At 30.9% G+C, this 15765-nt stretch carries 21 protein-coding genes; 19 read left to right on the top strand and 2 right to left on the bottom strand.

All coding sequences use genetic code 11. The annotated features are described in order from the left end of the window. Window positions 1-76: 76 nt before the first annotated feature. The 12 genes from LQ677_RS04700 to LQ677_RS04755 all read left to right on the top strand — a co-directional run bounded on the left by LQ677_RS04700 (window position 77) and on the right by LQ677_RS04755 (window position 10782). The gene (locus tag LQ677_RS04700; RefSeq protein WP_126477514.1) at window positions 77-2122 is read left to right on the top strand and encodes a peptidoglycan D,D-transpeptidase FtsI family protein; all 2046 of its coding nucleotides are present in this window, start codon (window positions 77-79) and stop codon (window positions 2120-2122) included. A gap of 436 nt (window positions 2123-2558) precedes the next feature. Then, window positions 2559-3509 (top strand): PstS family phosphate ABC transporter substrate-binding protein, encoded by a 951-nt coding sequence (locus LQ677_RS04705; protein ID WP_037588292.1) that lies wholly within the window; start codon window positions 2559-2561, stop codon window positions 3507-3509. Window positions 3510-3575: 66 nt separating this feature from the next. Then, window positions 3576-4505: a phosphate ABC transporter permease subunit PstC gene (gene pstC / locus LQ677_RS04710; RefSeq protein WP_037588290.1), complete on the top strand. Its 930-nt coding sequence runs from the start codon at window positions 3576-3578 to the stop codon at window positions 4503-4505. A 1-nt stretch (window position 4506) separates the two neighbouring features. Beyond that, window positions 4507-5409, top strand: a complete 903-nt coding sequence (gene pstA, locus LQ677_RS04715) for a phosphate ABC transporter permease PstA (protein ID WP_025904173.1) — start codon at window positions 4507-4509, stop codon at window positions 5407-5409. 78 nt (window positions 5410-5487) lie between these two features. Continuing rightward, complete coding sequence (gene pstB, locus LQ677_RS04720) at window positions 5488-6276, top strand: phosphate ABC transporter ATP-binding protein PstB (RefSeq protein WP_232174216.1); 789 nt, start codon at window positions 5488-5490, stop codon at window positions 6274-6276. A gap of 1 nt (window position 6277) precedes the next feature. Next, window positions 6278-6925, top strand: coding sequence for a phosphate signaling complex protein PhoU (gene phoU, locus LQ677_RS04725; RefSeq protein WP_049318772.1), 648 nt, complete (start codon window positions 6278-6280; stop codon window positions 6923-6925). 76 nt (window positions 6926-7001) lie between these two features. Further along, complete coding sequence (gene rpmG, locus LQ677_RS04730; RefSeq protein ID WP_016911879.1) at window positions 7002-7151, top strand: 50S ribosomal protein L33; 150 nt, start codon at window positions 7002-7004, stop codon at window positions 7149-7151. Window positions 7152-7300: 149 nt separating this feature from the next. Then, window positions 7301-7855: a 5-formyltetrahydrofolate cyclo-ligase gene (locus LQ677_RS04735; protein ID WP_126477513.1), complete on the top strand. Its 555-nt coding sequence runs from the start codon at window positions 7301-7303 to the stop codon at window positions 7853-7855. Further along, entirely contained in the window at window positions 7856-9304 is a 1449-nt protein-coding gene (locus LQ677_RS04740; protein WP_126477512.1) for a rhomboid family protein, read from the top strand. Window positions 9305-9308: 4 nt separating this feature from the next. Next, window positions 9309-9500, top strand: a complete 192-nt coding sequence (locus tag LQ677_RS04745; protein ID WP_078099923.1) for a YqgQ family protein — start codon at window positions 9309-9311, stop codon at window positions 9498-9500. After that, window positions 9497-10468 carry an ROK family glucokinase gene (locus tag LQ677_RS04750; RefSeq protein WP_126477511.1) on the top strand — a complete coding sequence of 324 codons (972 nt, stop codon included), beginning with the start codon at window positions 9497-9499 and terminating at the stop codon, window positions 10466-10468. The genes LQ677_RS04745 and LQ677_RS04750 overlap by 4 nt, the downstream gene beginning before the upstream one ends. Beyond that, on the top strand, window positions 10468-10782 hold the full coding sequence (locus LQ677_RS04755; RefSeq protein WP_048539720.1) for an MTH1187 family thiamine-binding protein: 315 nt from the start codon (window positions 10468-10470) through the stop codon (window positions 10780-10782). Before LQ677_RS04750 ends, LQ677_RS04755 begins: the two co-directional genes overlap by 1 nt. A 29-nt stretch (window positions 10783-10811) precedes the next feature. Here the strand turns inward: LQ677_RS04755 and LQ677_RS04760 are convergent, their stop codons facing one another. Then, the gene (locus LQ677_RS04760; protein WP_224658742.1) at window positions 10812-11087 is read right to left on the bottom strand and encodes a DUF2759 domain-containing protein; all 276 of its coding nucleotides are present in this window, start codon (window positions 11085-11087) and stop codon (window positions 10812-10814) included. Window positions 11088-11148: 61 nt separating this feature from the next. On the opposite strand from LQ677_RS04760, the gene LQ677_RS04765 reads away from it, so the two are divergent. Beyond that, entirely contained in the window at window positions 11149-11781 is a 633-nt protein-coding gene (locus LQ677_RS04765) for an MBL fold metallo-hydrolase (protein ID WP_126477510.1), read from the top strand. Between the two features lie 32 nt (window positions 11782-11813). Here the strand turns inward: LQ677_RS04765 and LQ677_RS04770 are convergent, their stop codons facing one another. Beyond that, window positions 11814-12062, bottom strand: a complete 249-nt coding sequence (locus tag LQ677_RS04770; RefSeq protein WP_025904960.1) for a DUF2626 family protein — start codon at window positions 12060-12062, stop codon at window positions 11814-11816. Window positions 12063-12215: 153 nt separating this feature from the next. Between LQ677_RS04770 and comGA the strand changes: the two genes are divergently transcribed. Genes comGA through comGF form a run of 6 tightly spaced genes read left to right on the top strand, consistent with a single transcriptional unit; the run spans window position 12216 to window position 15582 of the window. After that, entirely contained in the window at window positions 12216-13118 is a 903-nt protein-coding gene (gene comGA, locus LQ677_RS04775; RefSeq protein WP_239748130.1) for a competence type IV pilus ATPase ComGA, read from the top strand. After that, on the top strand, window positions 13108-14148 hold the full coding sequence (gene comGB / locus LQ677_RS04780) for a competence type IV pilus assembly protein ComGB (RefSeq protein ID WP_126477508.1): 1041 nt from the start codon (window positions 13108-13110) through the stop codon (window positions 14146-14148). The genes comGA and comGB overlap by 11 nt, the downstream gene beginning before the upstream one ends. Before the next feature lie 15 nt (window positions 14149-14163). Next, window positions 14164-14481, top strand: coding sequence for a competence type IV pilus major pilin ComGC (comGC, locus tag LQ677_RS04785; protein WP_037588275.1), 318 nt, complete (start codon window positions 14164-14166; stop codon window positions 14479-14481). Then, window positions 14459-14908, top strand: coding sequence for a competence type IV pilus minor pilin ComGD (comGD, locus tag LQ677_RS04790; protein ID WP_126477618.1), 450 nt, complete (start codon window positions 14459-14461; stop codon window positions 14906-14908). The genes comGC and comGD overlap by 23 nt, the downstream gene beginning before the upstream one ends. Then, window positions 14892-15173, top strand: coding sequence for a competence type IV pilus minor pilin ComGE (comGE, locus tag LQ677_RS04795; protein WP_126477507.1), 282 nt, complete (start codon window positions 14892-14894; stop codon window positions 15171-15173). The genes comGD and comGE overlap by 17 nt, the downstream gene beginning before the upstream one ends. Further along, complete coding sequence (comGF, locus tag LQ677_RS04800) at window positions 15148-15582, top strand: competence type IV pilus minor pilin ComGF (protein WP_191835609.1); 435 nt, start codon at window positions 15148-15150, stop codon at window positions 15580-15582. Before comGE ends, comGF begins: the two co-directional genes overlap by 26 nt. The last annotated feature ends 183 nt before the right edge of the window (window positions 15583-15765 follow it).

Here is a 15765-nt window from a genome sequence, read left to right on the forward strand (position 1 = left end):
ACCTATATCAATAGCAATGTAAGTCATAATAATATATGATGAAATTATTATAATAGAGTTAAAAAGGTAGGTTTAGTTGTTGAAACGAGTAAAAAAGAAATCAAAAGAAGAAGCATTTCGCCTATTAATGAATAAACGCGTAAGCCTAATATTGGCAGTAGTCGTCATTTTATTCTCTGTGCTCATTATGCGGTTAGGTTATTTACAAATTGTAAAAGGCGGAGAATACAAGCGTGCGATAGATAGTACAGAATCTATTACAGTTAATGAATCGGTGCCTAGAGGCCGTATATATGATAGAAACGGTAAAGTATTAGTAGACAATGAGTCTAAAAAGGCAATTACATACACGAGAGATAGAAGAACGAGCCAAGATGATATTTTAAAAATCGCTGAAAAACTATCTCACTTAATGAAGATGGATACTTCAAAGATTACAGAACGTGATAAGCAAGATTTTTGGATATTGAGAAATCAAGATGAAGTTCATAAGTTAATGAAAGATGAACAAGCTTTATTCTCAGATGGCAATATTAGTCAAGATGATTATGATAAAGCTTTGTACGACAAAGTGACATCTAAATATACAGATAAATTATCTAAAAAGGATTTACAAATCCTTGCGATATTTAGAGAAATGAATTCTGGATCTCAGCTGAGTCCTGTTGTTATAAAAAATGAAGGTGTTAAAAATGATGAGTATGCAGCTGTATCTCAACATTTATCTGAACTGCCTGGCGTTAATACAACAATGGACTGGGAAAGACGTTATCCTTATGGTGACACTTTAAGAACTTTATTTGGAAATGTTTCAAGTAAAGAAGAAGGTTTGCCTAAAGAGTTAGTGAATGACTATCTCGCGAAAGGATATTCTAGAAATGATAGAGTTGGTAAATCTTACTTAGAATATCAATATGAAGATATTTTAAAAGGCTCTAAGAAGAAAATGAAATATGTCACTGATAAATCTGGGAAAATAACAAGTTCTGAAGTTATTTCACAAGGTTCACGTGGTAACGATTTAGTGTTAACAATCGATATAGATTTACAGAAAAAAGTTGAAGAATATATTGATAAACACATTGAATCATTAAGAAGTAAAGGCGCTACAGATATGGACAGAGTTATGGTTGTTGTCCAAGATCCTAGAAATGGTGATGTATTAGCAATGGCCGGACGTGATATTGACAAAAATGGCAAGATTACGGATAACCATATAGGTAACTTCACGAGTCAATATACAGTAGGTTCATCTGTTAAAGGTGCTACATTACTTACTGGCTACCAAAACGGCGTATTAAATGTTGGCGATACAATGGTCGATGAACCATTAAAATTTAGTGGTGGTTTAACAAAACGATCATACTTTAACCAAAATGGCAGAAAAACAATTACAGATGCTGAAGCTTTAATGCATTCATCAAACGTATTTATGTATAAGACAGCATTGTTATTAGCTGGATCTCCATACAGTAGTGGTATGTCACTACCATCTGATGTAGAACAAGCAGGTATCAAATTACGTAAAGGTTTAAATCAAGTTGGTTTAGGTGTTAAAACAGGCATTGATTTACCAAATGAATCAGCAGGTCAAATTGAACCAATTAAAGATAACCCAGGTAACTACATTGATTTAGCAATCGGACAATTTGATACTTATACACCTATACAGTTATCACAATATGTCGCAACTATTGCGAACGATGGATATAGATTGAAACCACATTTAGCAAAAGAAATTAGAAATTCTACAAATGAAGATTCACTTGGACCTATTAAAAAGACATTTAAAGGTGAAGTGATGAATAAGGTTAATAATAGTGATGCAGAAATAAAACAAGTACAAAAAGGTTTCGATATGGCATTTAATAAGCCAGAAGGAACAGGTTATTCTAGTTTTAATAAAACGGTCGTAAGATCAGCTGGTAAAACAGGTACAGCAGAAGTATTCAAAGATGGTAAACCGAAAGTAAACTCAACATATATTGGATATGCACCTGCTAAAAATCCTGAATTATCATTCTCTATCACATATACAAACCAACCCGTACCAGAACCATGGTTACCAGGTGGGGATTTAGGTCGAGATATTATTAACTATTACTTTAAAGATAGAAAATAACTCAATATAAAGATTGAATCAATATAACATCTCATTTTACTGATTAATTCAGTAGAAATGAGGTGTTATTTTTTTGTTTGTGAATTTGTTTTTCGAGTAGATTACGATTTTGTTTGTGCATGCATAATTACAGTTCTCCGGACTTTTGTAACTAAGGGGTCTATATTAACAGTTCTCCCGACTTTTGTAACTATGGGGGCTCTTATTTACAGTTCTCCCGACTTTTGTAACTATGGGGGCTCTTATTTACAGTTCTTGCGACTTTTGTAACTAATATCCCCATAATAAAACACCATTCTCTTCATTTTTTACATTTTAAAACGTTTTCATACGAAGTTAACACAAAATTTACATTCAATTTATTTGTACTTAATAAAGAAATTGTAAAGTAAAGATGTAATAAAGATTAAGGCGATATTAATTAGGAGGATTTAACATGAAAAAGTGGCAATTAATCGGATCAACAACAGCTTTAAGTTCTGTACTTTTATTAGGAGCTTGTGGTGGGGCAGCTGAAAAATCTAGTTCCGGGGATACTAAATCTTCAGATGATAAAAAATTAAGTGGTGAAGTTAAAGGTGATGGTTCATCAACTGTTGCACCAGTTATGGAAAAAATAAACGAAGACTTCTCAGCCGAGCAACCTGATGTTTCAGTTTCAATTGGTGTATCAGGAACTGGTGGTGGATTTGAAAAGTTCATAGCGGGAGAAACAGACTTTTCAAATGCTTCTAGAGATATTAAAGATGAAGAAAAAGAAAAATTGAAAAAAGCTAAAATAGAATACACTGAGTTTAAAGTTGCTCAAGACGGCTTAACAGTAGCTGTTAACAAAGATAATGACTTTGTTGATGAGTTGAGTATGGATGAATTAGCAAAAATTTATAGCGGCAAAGCAAAAACGTGGAAAGATGTTAATTCAAAATTCCCTGATAAAAAGATCAAAGCATTTTCACCAGACCAATCACATGGTACTTACGACTTCTTTAGTGAAGAAGTATTAGATGAAAAAGATTTACAATCTGAGAAAAATGCTGACACGAATGTCATCGTTAAATCTGTCCAAGATAATAAAGATTCGATCGGATTCTTTGGATATAACTTCTATCAAGAAAATAAAGATTCACTTAAAGCTGTGAAGATTAAAGATGATGGAAAAGCAATAGAACCTACAGATAAAACAGTAAATGATGGTAGCTATCCTTTAAGTAGACCATTATTCGTATATGCGAAAAATAAATCACTAGAAGATAATGATGCGTTTTACGGATTTATGGAATATGTAATTGATAACTCAGCTGATGCTGCTAAAGATGCTGGTTATGTTCCGTTGAAAGATGATGAGTATAAAGAAGATAAAGAAACGTTAGAAAAATTTAAAAAATAATCATTAATAAATTTAAGCAGAGGGCGGTCAGTAATCGCCCTTTTTCAAAATGAAGGAGTTATTTTTATGAAACAACAAACTTCAGTACAAGAATTGATTAAGCAAAATAGCAATAATAAAGGTAAAGTTTTTGCGGATAAAGCTGTTCCCATTATTTTATTGTTAATCGCTTCAGTTTCTGTACTTACAACAATCGGGATATTATTCACACTTGTAACTGAAACAGCAACATTTTTCACGAGAGTGAATCCATTTGAATTTTTATTTACGAAAGACTGGGCACCATTTTCATCTGATCCTAAATACGGTATTTTCGCACTGATTTTAGGAACGTTGAAAGTTACAGCAGTAGCGACAATCTTTGCTGTTCCAGTTGGATTAGGTGCAGCACTATATTTGAGTGAGTATGCTTCTGATAGATCAAGAAGAATTATTAAACCCATTCTTGAAATATTAGCAGGTATTCCGACAATTGTTTACGGATTTTTTGCGTTAACATTTGTAACGCCAATTTTAAGAGGTATATTCCCTGATTTAGGAAGCTTTAACTCAATTAGTCCAGGTTTAGTCGTGGGGGTCATGATTATACCGATGATTACGAGTATGAGTGAAGACGCAATGAGTTCGGTACCTGATTCAATTAAAGAAGGCGCACTGGGATTAGGTGCAACAAAGTTTGAACTTGCAACTAAAATCGTATTTCCAGCGGCTTTATCTGGTATCATCGCATCTGTTGTATTAGCGATATCAAGAGCTATTGGTGAAACAATGATCGTATCTTTAGCGGCAGGTAGTACACCGGATTCAAGCTTTAGTTTAATAGGATCTATCCAAACAATGACAGGATTCATTGTCCAAGTTGCAACTGGAGATGCGACTTACGGATCTGATATTTATTACAGTATTTATGCTGTAGGTTTCACATTGTTTATATTCACATTTATTATGAATATCATTTCACAATGGATTACAAAACGATTTAGAGAGGAGTATTAATATGTCAGAAGTTAATTTAGTTGATCAAACCGTCGTTCGTAAAAAGCTACCGACAAGACTAATGAAAAATAAAGTCATAAAATCAATATTTTTCGTTTGTACATTAATTGGCTTAATCGTATTAGCTATTTTGCTATTTGACATATTTAGAAAAGGTATTCCTTATCTAAGTACAGATTTCTTCACAAACTTCTCATCAACATCACCTGAACGTGCAGGTATTAAAGGTGCTTTAATTGGGACACTTTGGCTCATGATGACAATAGCACCTATATCTATCATTCTTGGTGTTGGTACAGCGATATACATGGTTGAATACGCAAAAGAAAACTGGTTTACGAAATTTATAAGAGTTAATATTTCAAATTTAGCAGGTGTGCCATCAGTCGTATTTGGTTTATTAGGATTAACAATATTTGTACGTGGTGCAGGTATTGAAAACTTATCTCTAGGTAAGACAGTTATTGCAGCAGCATTAACGATGTCACTTATGATTTTACCAATTATTATCGTAGCAAGTCAGGAAGCAATTAAAGCTGTTCCATCATCTATTAGAGAAGCATCATTAGGATTAGGTGGTACTAAATGGCAAACGATTAAAAACATCGTATTACCAGCTTCAATACCTGGTATTTTAACAGGGACAATTCTTGCACTATCAAGAGCACTTGGAGAAACAGCTCCACTTGTTGTAATCGGTATTCCTGCCATATTGATGAAAACACCTAATAGTATATTTGAATCTTTCCAAGCTTTACCAATGCAAATATACAACTGGGCTAAGTTGCCACAAGCAGAATTTCAGTTTGTTTCATCAGCAGCAATTATCGTATTACTCGTAATTTTAATTCTTATGAACTCAATCGCAATCTATATTAGAAATAAATATCAAAGAAAATTATAATAATCAAAATGAAGAGGGGTCATGACTATGACAGACGTAAAAATTAGAGATTTATCTCAAAATATACCTTCAAATGAAATGACAGCAAATCAACAAATAGCAGTAGAAGATAAAAATATTGTTTATAAAACGAATAATTTAGATTTATGGTATGGAGATTTTCATGCGCTTAAAAATATAAATTTAGATATTGCAGAAAATGAAGTGACGGCAATTATTGGACCATCTGGATGTGGTAAATCAACTTATATTAAAACATTAAATAGAATGATTGAATTAATTCCAAGTGTTAAAACATCTGGTGAGATCATTTATAGAGATAAAAACATTTTCGACAAAAAATACAGTGTTGAAGAATTAAGAACGAATGTTGGTATGGTGTTTCAAAAACCAAACCCATTCCCGAAATCAATATATGACAATATTACTTATGGACCTAGAATTCATGGTATTACAGATAAAAAGGTACTAGATGAAATCGTTGAACGTTCATTAAAAGGTGCAGCAATCTGGGATGAATGTAAAGACAGACTAGATAAGAATGCATATGGATTATCTGGTGGACAACAGCAAAGAATTTGTATAGCGAGATGTTTAGCAATTGAACCAGATGTTATTTTAATGGATGAGCCAACTTCAGCACTTGATCCTATTTCAACATTAAAAGTTGAAGAATTAGTGCAAGAATTAAAAACTAAATACTCAATCATTATCGTGACACATAACATGCAGCAAGCAGCTAGAATTTCTGATAAAACAGCGTTCTTCTTAAACGGTTATGTAAATGAGTTCGATCAAACAGATAAAATCTTCTCTAACCCAACAGATAAGAAAACAGAAGACTATATTTCTGGGAGATTTGGATAATATGGTTATTAGAGAAAAATATGAAGATGAATTAAATTCACTCATTAATGATTTATTTGTGTTGGGTAAAGAAGTATACTTTATGATAGAACAATCAATATCTGTATTGAGTGATGAAGATAGAAACAATGCTCGTAATTTAATCAAATACGATAAAAAAATTAACCAAATGGAATATGACATTAATGAAAAAGTAGTTATGCTAATTACAAAGCAACAACCTATAGCGACAGACCTTCGTGTTATGATTTCAGGTTTAAAAATAGCTTCTGAATTAGAGCGAATGGCAGACAATTCTACTAATATTGCTCAAATCAGAAAAAGAGTTAAAATAACAGATTACTTTATACTAACGAGATTAAAAACGATGGGTAAATTGGCTATGCTAATGTTAAAAGATTTAGAAGCGGCAGTTAATGATAAAGATATATTGTTGATAAAAGAAATTATCGATCGCGACAATGATATTGATGATTTATATCGTGAGATTAATAACACGACATATTTAATCGATAACGATCCATTTATTTCTGGTCAAGCACATCTTGCTGCAAGATACTTAGAAAGAATAGGAGACCACATCACGAATATCAGTGAAAGTTGCTATTATTATATAACTGGTGAACACTATGAACCTATTGAAAAATAGTACTGGAATTATATAAGCATAGATGGTATTATAATAAGGTCGTATATTAATTGAAATAAGAATAGGAGGGTTCATCATGCGCGTAAATGTAACTTTAGCATGTACTGATTGTGGTGAAAGAAACTACATCTCTAAAAAGAATAAACGTAACAACCCAGAGCGTATTGAAATGAAAAAATATTGTGCTCGTGACGGTAAACACACTCTTCATAGAGAAACAAAATAATAAAACGAATAAAAACACATTCCATTATACGGGAATGTGTTTTTTTAATACCTTTAAAGGTTGTACGACTACCTATCACAATAATTCTTGTGTTATCATATTATGTGTAACTGATAAAAATTTAATCAATATTTGGAAGTGTTAAATTCATGTCAAACAAGAAAAATTTAAGAAAAGAAATATTGAATTTAATGAGAAATCAAGACATATCTCAAAAAGAACAATATGATTTAAATTTAAAAGAACAATTATTTGAACATAACAATTTTAAGCAAGCCAATTCAATTGCTATCGTTATGAGTATGGATCATGAAGTCAATACGATACCTATTATTGAACATCTTTTAAATATAGGTAAGAAAGTATTCGTACCGAGAACCAATTACGAAACGAAACAAATGGAATTTCAGCGAATACTTGATTTGAATTCCATTGCAATTGATCAAAAAGGCATTAAGTATGTTAATCAAGAAACTGAAATTAGTGATGATATTGATTTAATTATTGTACCTGGTGTTGTATTTAATCAAGCTGGTTATCGAATAGGCTATGGTGGAGGGTATTATGATAAATATTTATCTCGTTATAATGGACATACAATAAGTTTGTTATATCCTTTTCAGTTAAGAAACTTTGATGCTGAATCACATGATATACCAGTTGATGAAATGTTGACACCAAATGATATATATGGAGAAGAATAGATGGATAAAACAAAACAAATGTGGAAGTCGATATATTATTTAGTCTACACTGAAGGCTACAAAATAATATCGATTGATGAAGAAGAAGCAGAAATATGGTTGACCCATGAATCTAAAAAAATTGTCAAAAGATTTATACATAAGACGCCTACACATCAAGAAGTTGATTTTGACTTAGAAAAAATCACTGACCATTTAGGTGACTTAATTGATAGTATAGGGTTTAGTTTTGAACAATTAGATGTTTTTTATATTACCGAAAAAGAGATAGATTTCACTGAATTTAATCATACTAAACGACCTAAAATTAGATATCATGCTTTATATGAGCTTGGTGATTTTGAGAAAGTATCTCATCACTTCGTAACGAAACATCAAATTAAACGTAATAGAACAAATCCTGTTACGACATATAAAAACAAATTATTGAATGCGAGCTTTATTGATAGCTTTATGCTTAAGTTTTCACCGGTAACATACTTTTTAGTAGCTGCTAATGTAATTGTATGGCTGTCTTTAGTTTTAATTTTTAATCATTTTGGCCAAATTAATTTAGTCGATTACGGCGGACTTGTGCACTTCAATGTAGTACACGGTGAATGGTACCGTTTATTAACGTCCATGTTTATACACGCGAATTTTACACACTTAATGATGAATGTATTTTCGCTTATTATATTCGGTAAACTGATTGAAGGTGCATTAGGGTCCATTAAAATGTTCACCATTTATTTCATATCAGGTCTATTTGCAGGTATTGTATCGCTTAGTATAGATACACAATCTATTTCAATTGGTGCAAGTGGTGCCATTTTCGGATTAATTGGTGCATTTATTGTGTATTTATTTACACGTAAAAATATTAATAAACAATTTGTATTACAAACATTTATCGGTATTGTGATTATTTCGTTATTAGCATTGTTTATTAATAATGTGAACCACTTTGCCCATTTAGGTGGATTTGTTGGCGGGGCAATCTTAATGTTTATCATGTACAAATGGATGGAACATGATAAATTCAAACTTTATTATATTACTGCCTTTATAGTGATCATCATCATTTTGATCGTTATCATCTTTAACAGACAACAACATTATATATATGATGAATTAACGAAAGATGCTATGAATAACGGTGATTTTGATAGAGCAGAAACTATGGTAAAGCAAATTAAAGAAAAGAACTTCGAGTCGGATGAGACATATATTTTAAGTGGCTTAATCGTAGCGAATAATACATCTTTGAATGAAGCGATACTAGAATGGGAAAGAGGCTTAAAAGTTTTTCCTAATTCAGCTAAATTAAATTACCAATTAGCTTTAGGTTATAGAGCAAAAGATGACTATGATAAAGCAAATAAGTTTATTAATAAGGCCATAAAGCTTGATAAAAAGAATAAACATTATGCAGCATTAAAAGATGAAATTGATGCGTTTAGGAGTTAATTTTATGAATAATTTATACGACGTACAACAATTACTTAAAAAATTTGGTTATATTATTTATTTTAAAGATGAAGAAGATCAACTAGAAATGATGGAACAAGAAATAAAAGCTATGTATCAATCTATGCTTATTGATAAAGAAACATTTTTACAAGCAAGACTTATTATAAATCAGAGAAGGATTGAGAAAAAATGACACATATTTTATCAGCTGATATTGGTGGTACGACTTGTAAATTAGGTATTTTTGATCGTTCACTAAATATCGAAGAGAAATGGGAAATTTCAACGAATAAAACTGGAGAAGGCATATTAGAGAATATATATGATTCATTCGTTGTCCATCTGAATAGAAAAGATATCGATATCAAGAACATTATCGGTATGGGAATCGGTGTACCTGGCCCAATTGATTTTGAAAATGGTATCGTCAACGGTGCTGTGAATTTAAATTGGACTGGTAACATTGAAGTTAGAAAACATATGCAACAATATTTTGATGGACCAATTTACGTAGATAATGATGCGAATGTGGCAACTTTAGGAGAAAAATTTAAAGGCGCTGGCCAAAATGAAAGTGATGTTGTTTGTATGACGCTAGGAACAGGTGTAGGCGGCGGCATTGTTTCAAATGGGGAATTAATTCATGGCCATAATGGTTCAGGCGCTGAAATAGGTCATTTCTTAGTAGACCAAAAGAAGAGATTTCAATGTAATTGTGGTATGAAGGGCTGTCTTGAAACGGTTGCTTCTGCTACAGGTGTCATTAATTTAGTGCATCATTATTATCCAAATATCAATATGAAATCAAGTATTCATGACTTAATAACAGGTAAAAATGTAACAGCTAAAGACGTATTTGATGCTGCAAAATCAGGAGATGAATTCAGTTTATTTATCATTGATAAAGTTGCTGGTTACATAGCTTATGCTGCAAGTGTTGTTAGCGTCATGACTAACCCTAAATATATTATAATTGGTGGTGGCGTTAGTAAAGCCGGTGATATTCTTATCCAATTTATTAAAAAGCATTATGAAAAAATGACATTTAAACCTGCACAAGATGGTACAAGCATCGTAGTAGCACAACTAGGTAACGACGCAGGTATCATCGGTGCAGCTGGTCTAATTAAGACATATGTAATAGAAAAGGAGAATGAATAATGGCAATAGTTGACGTAGTCGTAATACCAGTGGGAACAGAAGGACCTAGTGTGAGTGAATATATTGCAGATATTCAATTGATCTTAGAAAAGCATAAAGAAGCAGGTACAATTGATTATCAATTAACACCAATGAATACGCTTATTGAAGGTGATTTAAAAGATTTACTTGAAATTATTCAAGAAATTCATGAAAGTCCATTCAATAAAGGATTAGACAGAGTTTGTACAAATATCCGAATTGATGATAGAAGAGATAAGTCTAGAAAAATGAACGATAAATTAGATTCTGTTAATAAACATTTGAACAAATAAAAAAAGACGAGTGTAAACTCGTCTTTTCTTTAATGATGTAAAATTGGATAACCGTATGTAAAGATTGTAGCTAATGAGAAGAACCCAAAAGATACTACAGTTATTGCACCAAAAAGAATGCCCAAAATATTTTTGTTTTTGAATGCTGAAATTAAACCAAATATAGCTAGAATAAAAACAGCTAGCATTAATAATGAGAAAATATTAACACCGATATGGATTTTTACTCCAAATAACTCAAATAGTTCCCCTGTGTCGATAAATGGCATTCCAATACCCCCAATACAAATTTCTTTTATTATCATATTAATTGTATAATTAATATGTGGTTTTGTCGAGATACTTTTTAAAAGAGGAGGAAATAAAATGCAAGTACATAGTTTTTCATTAGGAATTGTAGAAACAAATTGTTATATTCTCGAAGGTGAAAACGAATTACTCGTGATAGATCCGGGAGATAATGGCGAGTTTTTAAATAAACAAATTAAACAATATAATAAAAAGGTGAGTGCTGTATTATTAACACACGCTCATTTTGATCATATAGGTGCAGTAGATGATGTCGCAAATGAATTTGATGTGAAAGTATATGTACATCCTGAAGAAAAATCGTGGCTAACAGATACAGAGAAAAATGGTTCTAAAAAATTTGCAATGTATCAATTGCCACAAGTGGTTCAACATACTGTTCCACAAATAATGGAACCTGGAGAATATGAGATTGGCGAATTTAAATTTGAAGCGATCCATACACCAGGACATTCACCGGGTAGTTTATCATTTGTATTTGGCGACTTTGCTATAGTAGGTGATACTTTATTTAAAGGTGGAATTGGCAGAACGGACTTATATAAAGGTGATACAAAAACATTATTGAATTCAATTGAAGATAAGTTGTTAGAACTAGATCCAAATACAACTATTTTCCCAGGTCACGGACCGGAGACAACAATAGCAGATGAAGAAATGACAAATCCGTATTTAAATGGATTTAATTAAAAAAAGCATTACACGTTTGTGTAATGCTTTTTTTAATGATGTGCTCCAAAACTTGGCTCTAATAAGAATGTAGAATAATATGTAAATCCAACAAAACATAATACTAAATAAATTGCGAATATATACATATACATTCTTTCTGTTAATTTTAAGTATCCCAACAATACGAAAAATCCAGTTTGTGCTAAGAAGAAATATGCCATCATGTCCATACCACCGACATAAAACATCGTAGCAAAAATAGCAGTCCAGAAGCCTAGAGTTTTATAAACTTTATCCATCTTCTTAAGAACCCCCTCTGTGTTTACTTTCTTATTCATATTTAATTATAAAGTTACTCTATACAAAAGTAAATAGCATTTTAACGCAAATTCATAAGCATTAAACAAGTAATTTAGCTAATTGGAAGCGTTTATATATATTAGGAGGAGATTATGGAGAAATTATTTAAGTCAATTATTAACGATGCTGTTAATTCAAATGCGAGTGATATTCACTTTGTACCTTTAAACGATGATAAAGTCTTTGTTCAAATGAGGATAAATGGCGATAATACACCTTATGATTTAAATCTAGACTTTAAATTGTATAGTAGGCTACTCATTTATATGAAATTTATCGCGCATCTTGATGTAAGTGAACGTAATAAAGCACAAGGCGGTCAATATCTATATGAACATGACATTCATTATTACTTAAGAATTTCTACAATACCAATAAGTTTAGGAATAGAATCTAGTTCCATTAGAATAACCCCTCAACATTTTAATCACTCACATGGAAAATTAGAAGATCAATCATATATCGTTCTACAAAATAGAATGTATCAATCAGAGGGGTTATTTCTATTTACGGGGCCAACAGGATCAGGTAAGACGACATTAATGTATGAATTGATGTATGCGTTAAAGAGAGAGAAGAATAAACATATTATTAAGATTGAAGATCCTGTAGAACAAACATTAAATGGCATTGTCCAAGTTTCAGTCAATGAAAAAGCTAACATAACTTATCAACAATCCTTTAAAGCTATTTTAAGATGTGATCCTGACGTTATTATGATTGGGGAGATAAGAGATGATGTTACTGCTAAGCAAGTTATTCAGGCAAGTTTAAGTGGTCATTTAGTTCTTTCAACTATGCATGCGAGTGATACAATCGGGGCAATCCACCGACTAATTGAACTAGGTGTAACAGTCGAACAAATTAAACAAGGTATTTCATGTATCACGAACCAACGTCTTGTGAAGAAAAATGATGAAACAAGAACATTAGTTATGTCTTATATTTTTAAAGATGACATTATTAAATATATGGAGAATGATTATGAAACGTAAGAAAAATGTATTAAAAAAAGACCAAGTATTATATTTAACACGACTGTTAGATATGTTGAAACAAGGTTTCACTTTACTAGAAGCTATTCAATTACTGTCTGATCAATTCATACAACTTAAAAAGCATAATTTAAATACGACTGCTTGTGAAATTGTTAAAGAGACTGGTCAATTACATGAAATACTTAAACTGTTTAATTATCCGCAAGTCATTATTACTCAAATATACTTTGGTGAACAATATGGTAATTTGAATGAAACGTTAGAACACTCTATTCTATATTTAAAAAAGATTGAACAAGTTAAACAAAGATTTATAAAAACAATTCAATATCCCGCTTTATTATTCAGCATCTTTTTTATGTTACTCGCTGTTGTGAATCAAACCATTATTCCTCAATTCACAGAAATTTATGCTTCAATGAATGTAGAAATTTCTACTTCGTTACGTATTATCACGACAATATTTTCTTATTTACCAATAACCATTTTAGCGTTAGTCCTCATTTTATTCCTCGTTTATCTTATCAGTTATATGAATTTTATGGATAAAGAAATGGCTCGTAAATTAGCTATATATAAGAAAATTCCAATCATCAATCGTTACATTACGATGTATAACTCATATCGTATATCTAGAGATTTTTCCTTTTTTATTCAAAATGGTATTACCCTTACTAAAATTATTGAAATATATATGTTGCAAACTAAAGATGACTTTTTGAAATATATTGGACATTCCATCAATCAATCATTAGTTTCTGGTATGACATTTCCAAATTCAATTAAGAAGTTAGGGTGCTTTGAATCTAATTTTATACACTATATCAATCACGGAGAAAATAAATCTAAATTAGATTTAGAACTTTATTATTACAGTCTTTTTATGCTAGACACATTAGAGAAGACTTTTTTAAAACATCTCAAATGGATACAACCAGTAGTATTTGGTGTTCTAGCTTTATTAATCGTAACGCTATATCTAATAATTATTCTACCGATGCTGCAAATGGTAGAAGGTATAAAGTGAAAGGAATGTTTTAAAATGAAAAGATTTAAATTTTTAAGTAAAAAAGAAGGATTTACATTGGTTGAGATGCTAATTGTCCTTTTAATCATAAGTATATTATTGGTGATCATCATACCAAACATAAGTAAGCAATCAGAGACGGTAAAAAGTACTGGATGCCAAGCTCAAGTGAAAATGGTTGCTGGACAAGTAGAAGCTTATACATTGAAACACGACGCTAAACCAAATTCTATAAATGATTTAGTAAGTGATGGTTATATTAATCAAAAGCAACTGACATGTAAATCAGGTGAGACAATTACACTTGAAAATGGTGAAGTTGTTGCACATTAATGATAATAAAGGTTTTACGCTGGTGGAAATGATTATTGTTCTATCGATCATCAGTATTATCTTTATGGTGACAATGTATTTATCTGTAAACGCATTGGCAAGTAGTGGATTAAATAATGGCATAGATGATTTTGAAACGAAGCTAGAGTTTTTAGAAACGAAATCTCTATCTCAAAAGCAACCTATATTAGTTTGGTTTAAACCTAATTCAGATAAAATATTTTATCAAATTGAGAAGAATCAGATTCAAACCATTTCACTCTATAAAGGTCGTATTTCTAAAAATAATGAGTTTACGACATTAGTTTTTGATGGAGAGGGGAATATTAACCAATTTGGTACTTTAAAAGTGGAATTTAATGAAAGAAAGTATCATGTTATTTTTCGCATCGAGAAAGGGAGATATAGAATTGTTGAAACGACATGATGGGTATGTGTTTATAGATTTTATGTTGTCAATTTTTATCATAATGTTACTGAGTGGGACATTACTTCCTTTAGTTTCAACATTAAATGAAAATATCACTCGTGAACACTATAGAATAAAGCTTTATCAAATGCTTTATCAAACAGTACAATCAAAATCTAACGAACCAAAATATGATGTAAAGAGATATAAATATTTAGAGTTTAATACAAAAGTTTGTATGAAAGATGAATTAAAAAATGAAAAAATATGTATTGAAAAATAGTAAAGGCTTTACGATGATAGAAATGCTACTGTCGTTATCATTTTTATTAATTATATTGGCATTAATTCCATTGCTCATTAAGAGTCTTTATTTGTTTAAAGATAATGCAATGGATCATACGCATTTTGAATTGATGATGTTTAGAAAAGAACTCTCCGATGAAATAAAAGAAAGTACTATAAAATTAGACAATGCTCAAAACAGGATTAAATTCATAAATGAAACACGTTCTACAGAATTCACATTATTAAATGGAAAGATAATAAAAACTATAAATGGTCGCGGAAACATCACTTTAATTAATAATGTGAAGACTTTTCAAGTAGATAAGATATCTAACGAAACATTTAAAGTATTTATTATAATAAGAAAAGGCGATAAAGAATTACATGAAGAAATTTATTTCTAACGATGCTGGTTTTATTTTACCGTTACTACTTGGGATATTATTTATTTATAGTTCCTTTTTGTCATTTTACTTAGTACAATATAGCTTTAAGCTTAATACTTATCACAATTTAGAACAATACTATATACGTGAAATAAAAATAATGATAAATAAATAATTTTAAGCTTTTTATTTTCTGAATAA

The sequence above is a fragment of the Mammaliicoccus sp. Q-M61 genome (assembly GCF_022386055.1).
In the GTDB taxonomy this organism is placed as follows: Bacteria; Bacillota; Bacilli; order Staphylococcales; family Staphylococcaceae; genus Mammaliicoccus; species Mammaliicoccus sciuri_A.

What these genes read in the sequence shown, in the direction of transcription:
- pstB (WP_232174216.1), top strand. Translation starts at nt 5,488, where the DNA reads ATGACAGCAAATCAACAAATAGCAGTAGAAGATAAAAATATTGTTTAT.
- LQ677_RS04705 (WP_037588292.1), top strand. Translation starts at nt 2,559, where the DNA reads ATGAAAAAGTGGCAATTAATCGGATCAACAACAGCTTTAAGTTCTGTA.
- LQ677_RS04765 (WP_126477510.1), top strand. Translation starts at nt 11,149, where the DNA reads ATGCAAGTACATAGTTTTTCATTAGGAATTGTAGAAACAAATTGTTAT.
- comGD (WP_126477618.1), top strand. Translation starts at nt 14,459, where the DNA reads ATGGTGAAGTTGTTGCACATTAATGATAATAAAGGTTTTACGCTGGTG.
- LQ677_RS04745 (WP_078099923.1), top strand. Translation starts at nt 9,309, where the DNA reads ATGAATAATTTATACGACGTACAACAATTACTTAAAAAATTTGGTTAT.
- rpmG (WP_016911879.1), top strand. Translation starts at nt 7,002, where the DNA reads ATGCGCGTAAATGTAACTTTAGCATGTACTGATTGTGGTGAAAGAAAC.
- pstA (WP_025904173.1), top strand. Translation starts at nt 4,507, where the DNA reads ATGTCAGAAGTTAATTTAGTTGATCAAACCGTCGTTCGTAAAAAGCTA.
- LQ677_RS04740 (WP_126477512.1), top strand. Translation starts at nt 7,856, where the DNA reads ATGGATAAAACAAAACAAATGTGGAAGTCGATATATTATTTAGTCTAC.
- LQ677_RS04760 (WP_224658742.1), bottom strand. Translation starts at nt 11,087, where the DNA reads ATGATAATAAAAGAAATTTGTATTGGGGGTATTGGAATGCCATTTATC.
- LQ677_RS04735 (WP_126477513.1), top strand. Translation starts at nt 7,301, where the DNA reads ATGTCAAACAAGAAAAATTTAAGAAAAGAAATATTGAATTTAATGAGA.
- comGB (WP_126477508.1), top strand. Translation starts at nt 13,108, where the DNA reads ATGAAACGTAAGAAAAATGTATTAAAAAAAGACCAAGTATTATATTTA.
- LQ677_RS04770 (WP_025904960.1), bottom strand. Translation starts at nt 12,062, where the DNA reads ATGGATAAAGTTTATAAAACTCTAGGCTTCTGGACTGCTATTTTTGCT.
- comGF (WP_191835609.1), top strand. Translation starts at nt 15,148, where the DNA reads ATGAAAAAATATGTATTGAAAAATAGTAAAGGCTTTACGATGATAGAA.
- phoU (WP_049318772.1), top strand. Translation starts at nt 6,278, where the DNA reads ATGGTTATTAGAGAAAAATATGAAGATGAATTAAATTCACTCATTAAT.
- pstC (WP_037588290.1), top strand. Translation starts at nt 3,576, where the DNA reads ATGAAACAACAAACTTCAGTACAAGAATTGATTAAGCAAAATAGCAAT.
- comGC (WP_037588275.1), top strand. Translation starts at nt 14,164, where the DNA reads ATGAAAAGATTTAAATTTTTAAGTAAAAAAGAAGGATTTACATTGGTT.
- LQ677_RS04755 (WP_048539720.1), top strand. Translation starts at nt 10,468, where the DNA reads ATGGCAATAGTTGACGTAGTCGTAATACCAGTGGGAACAGAAGGACCT.
- LQ677_RS04750 (WP_126477511.1), top strand. Translation starts at nt 9,497, where the DNA reads ATGACACATATTTTATCAGCTGATATTGGTGGTACGACTTGTAAATTA.
- comGA (WP_239748130.1), top strand. Translation starts at nt 12,216, where the DNA reads ATGGAGAAATTATTTAAGTCAATTATTAACGATGCTGTTAATTCAAAT.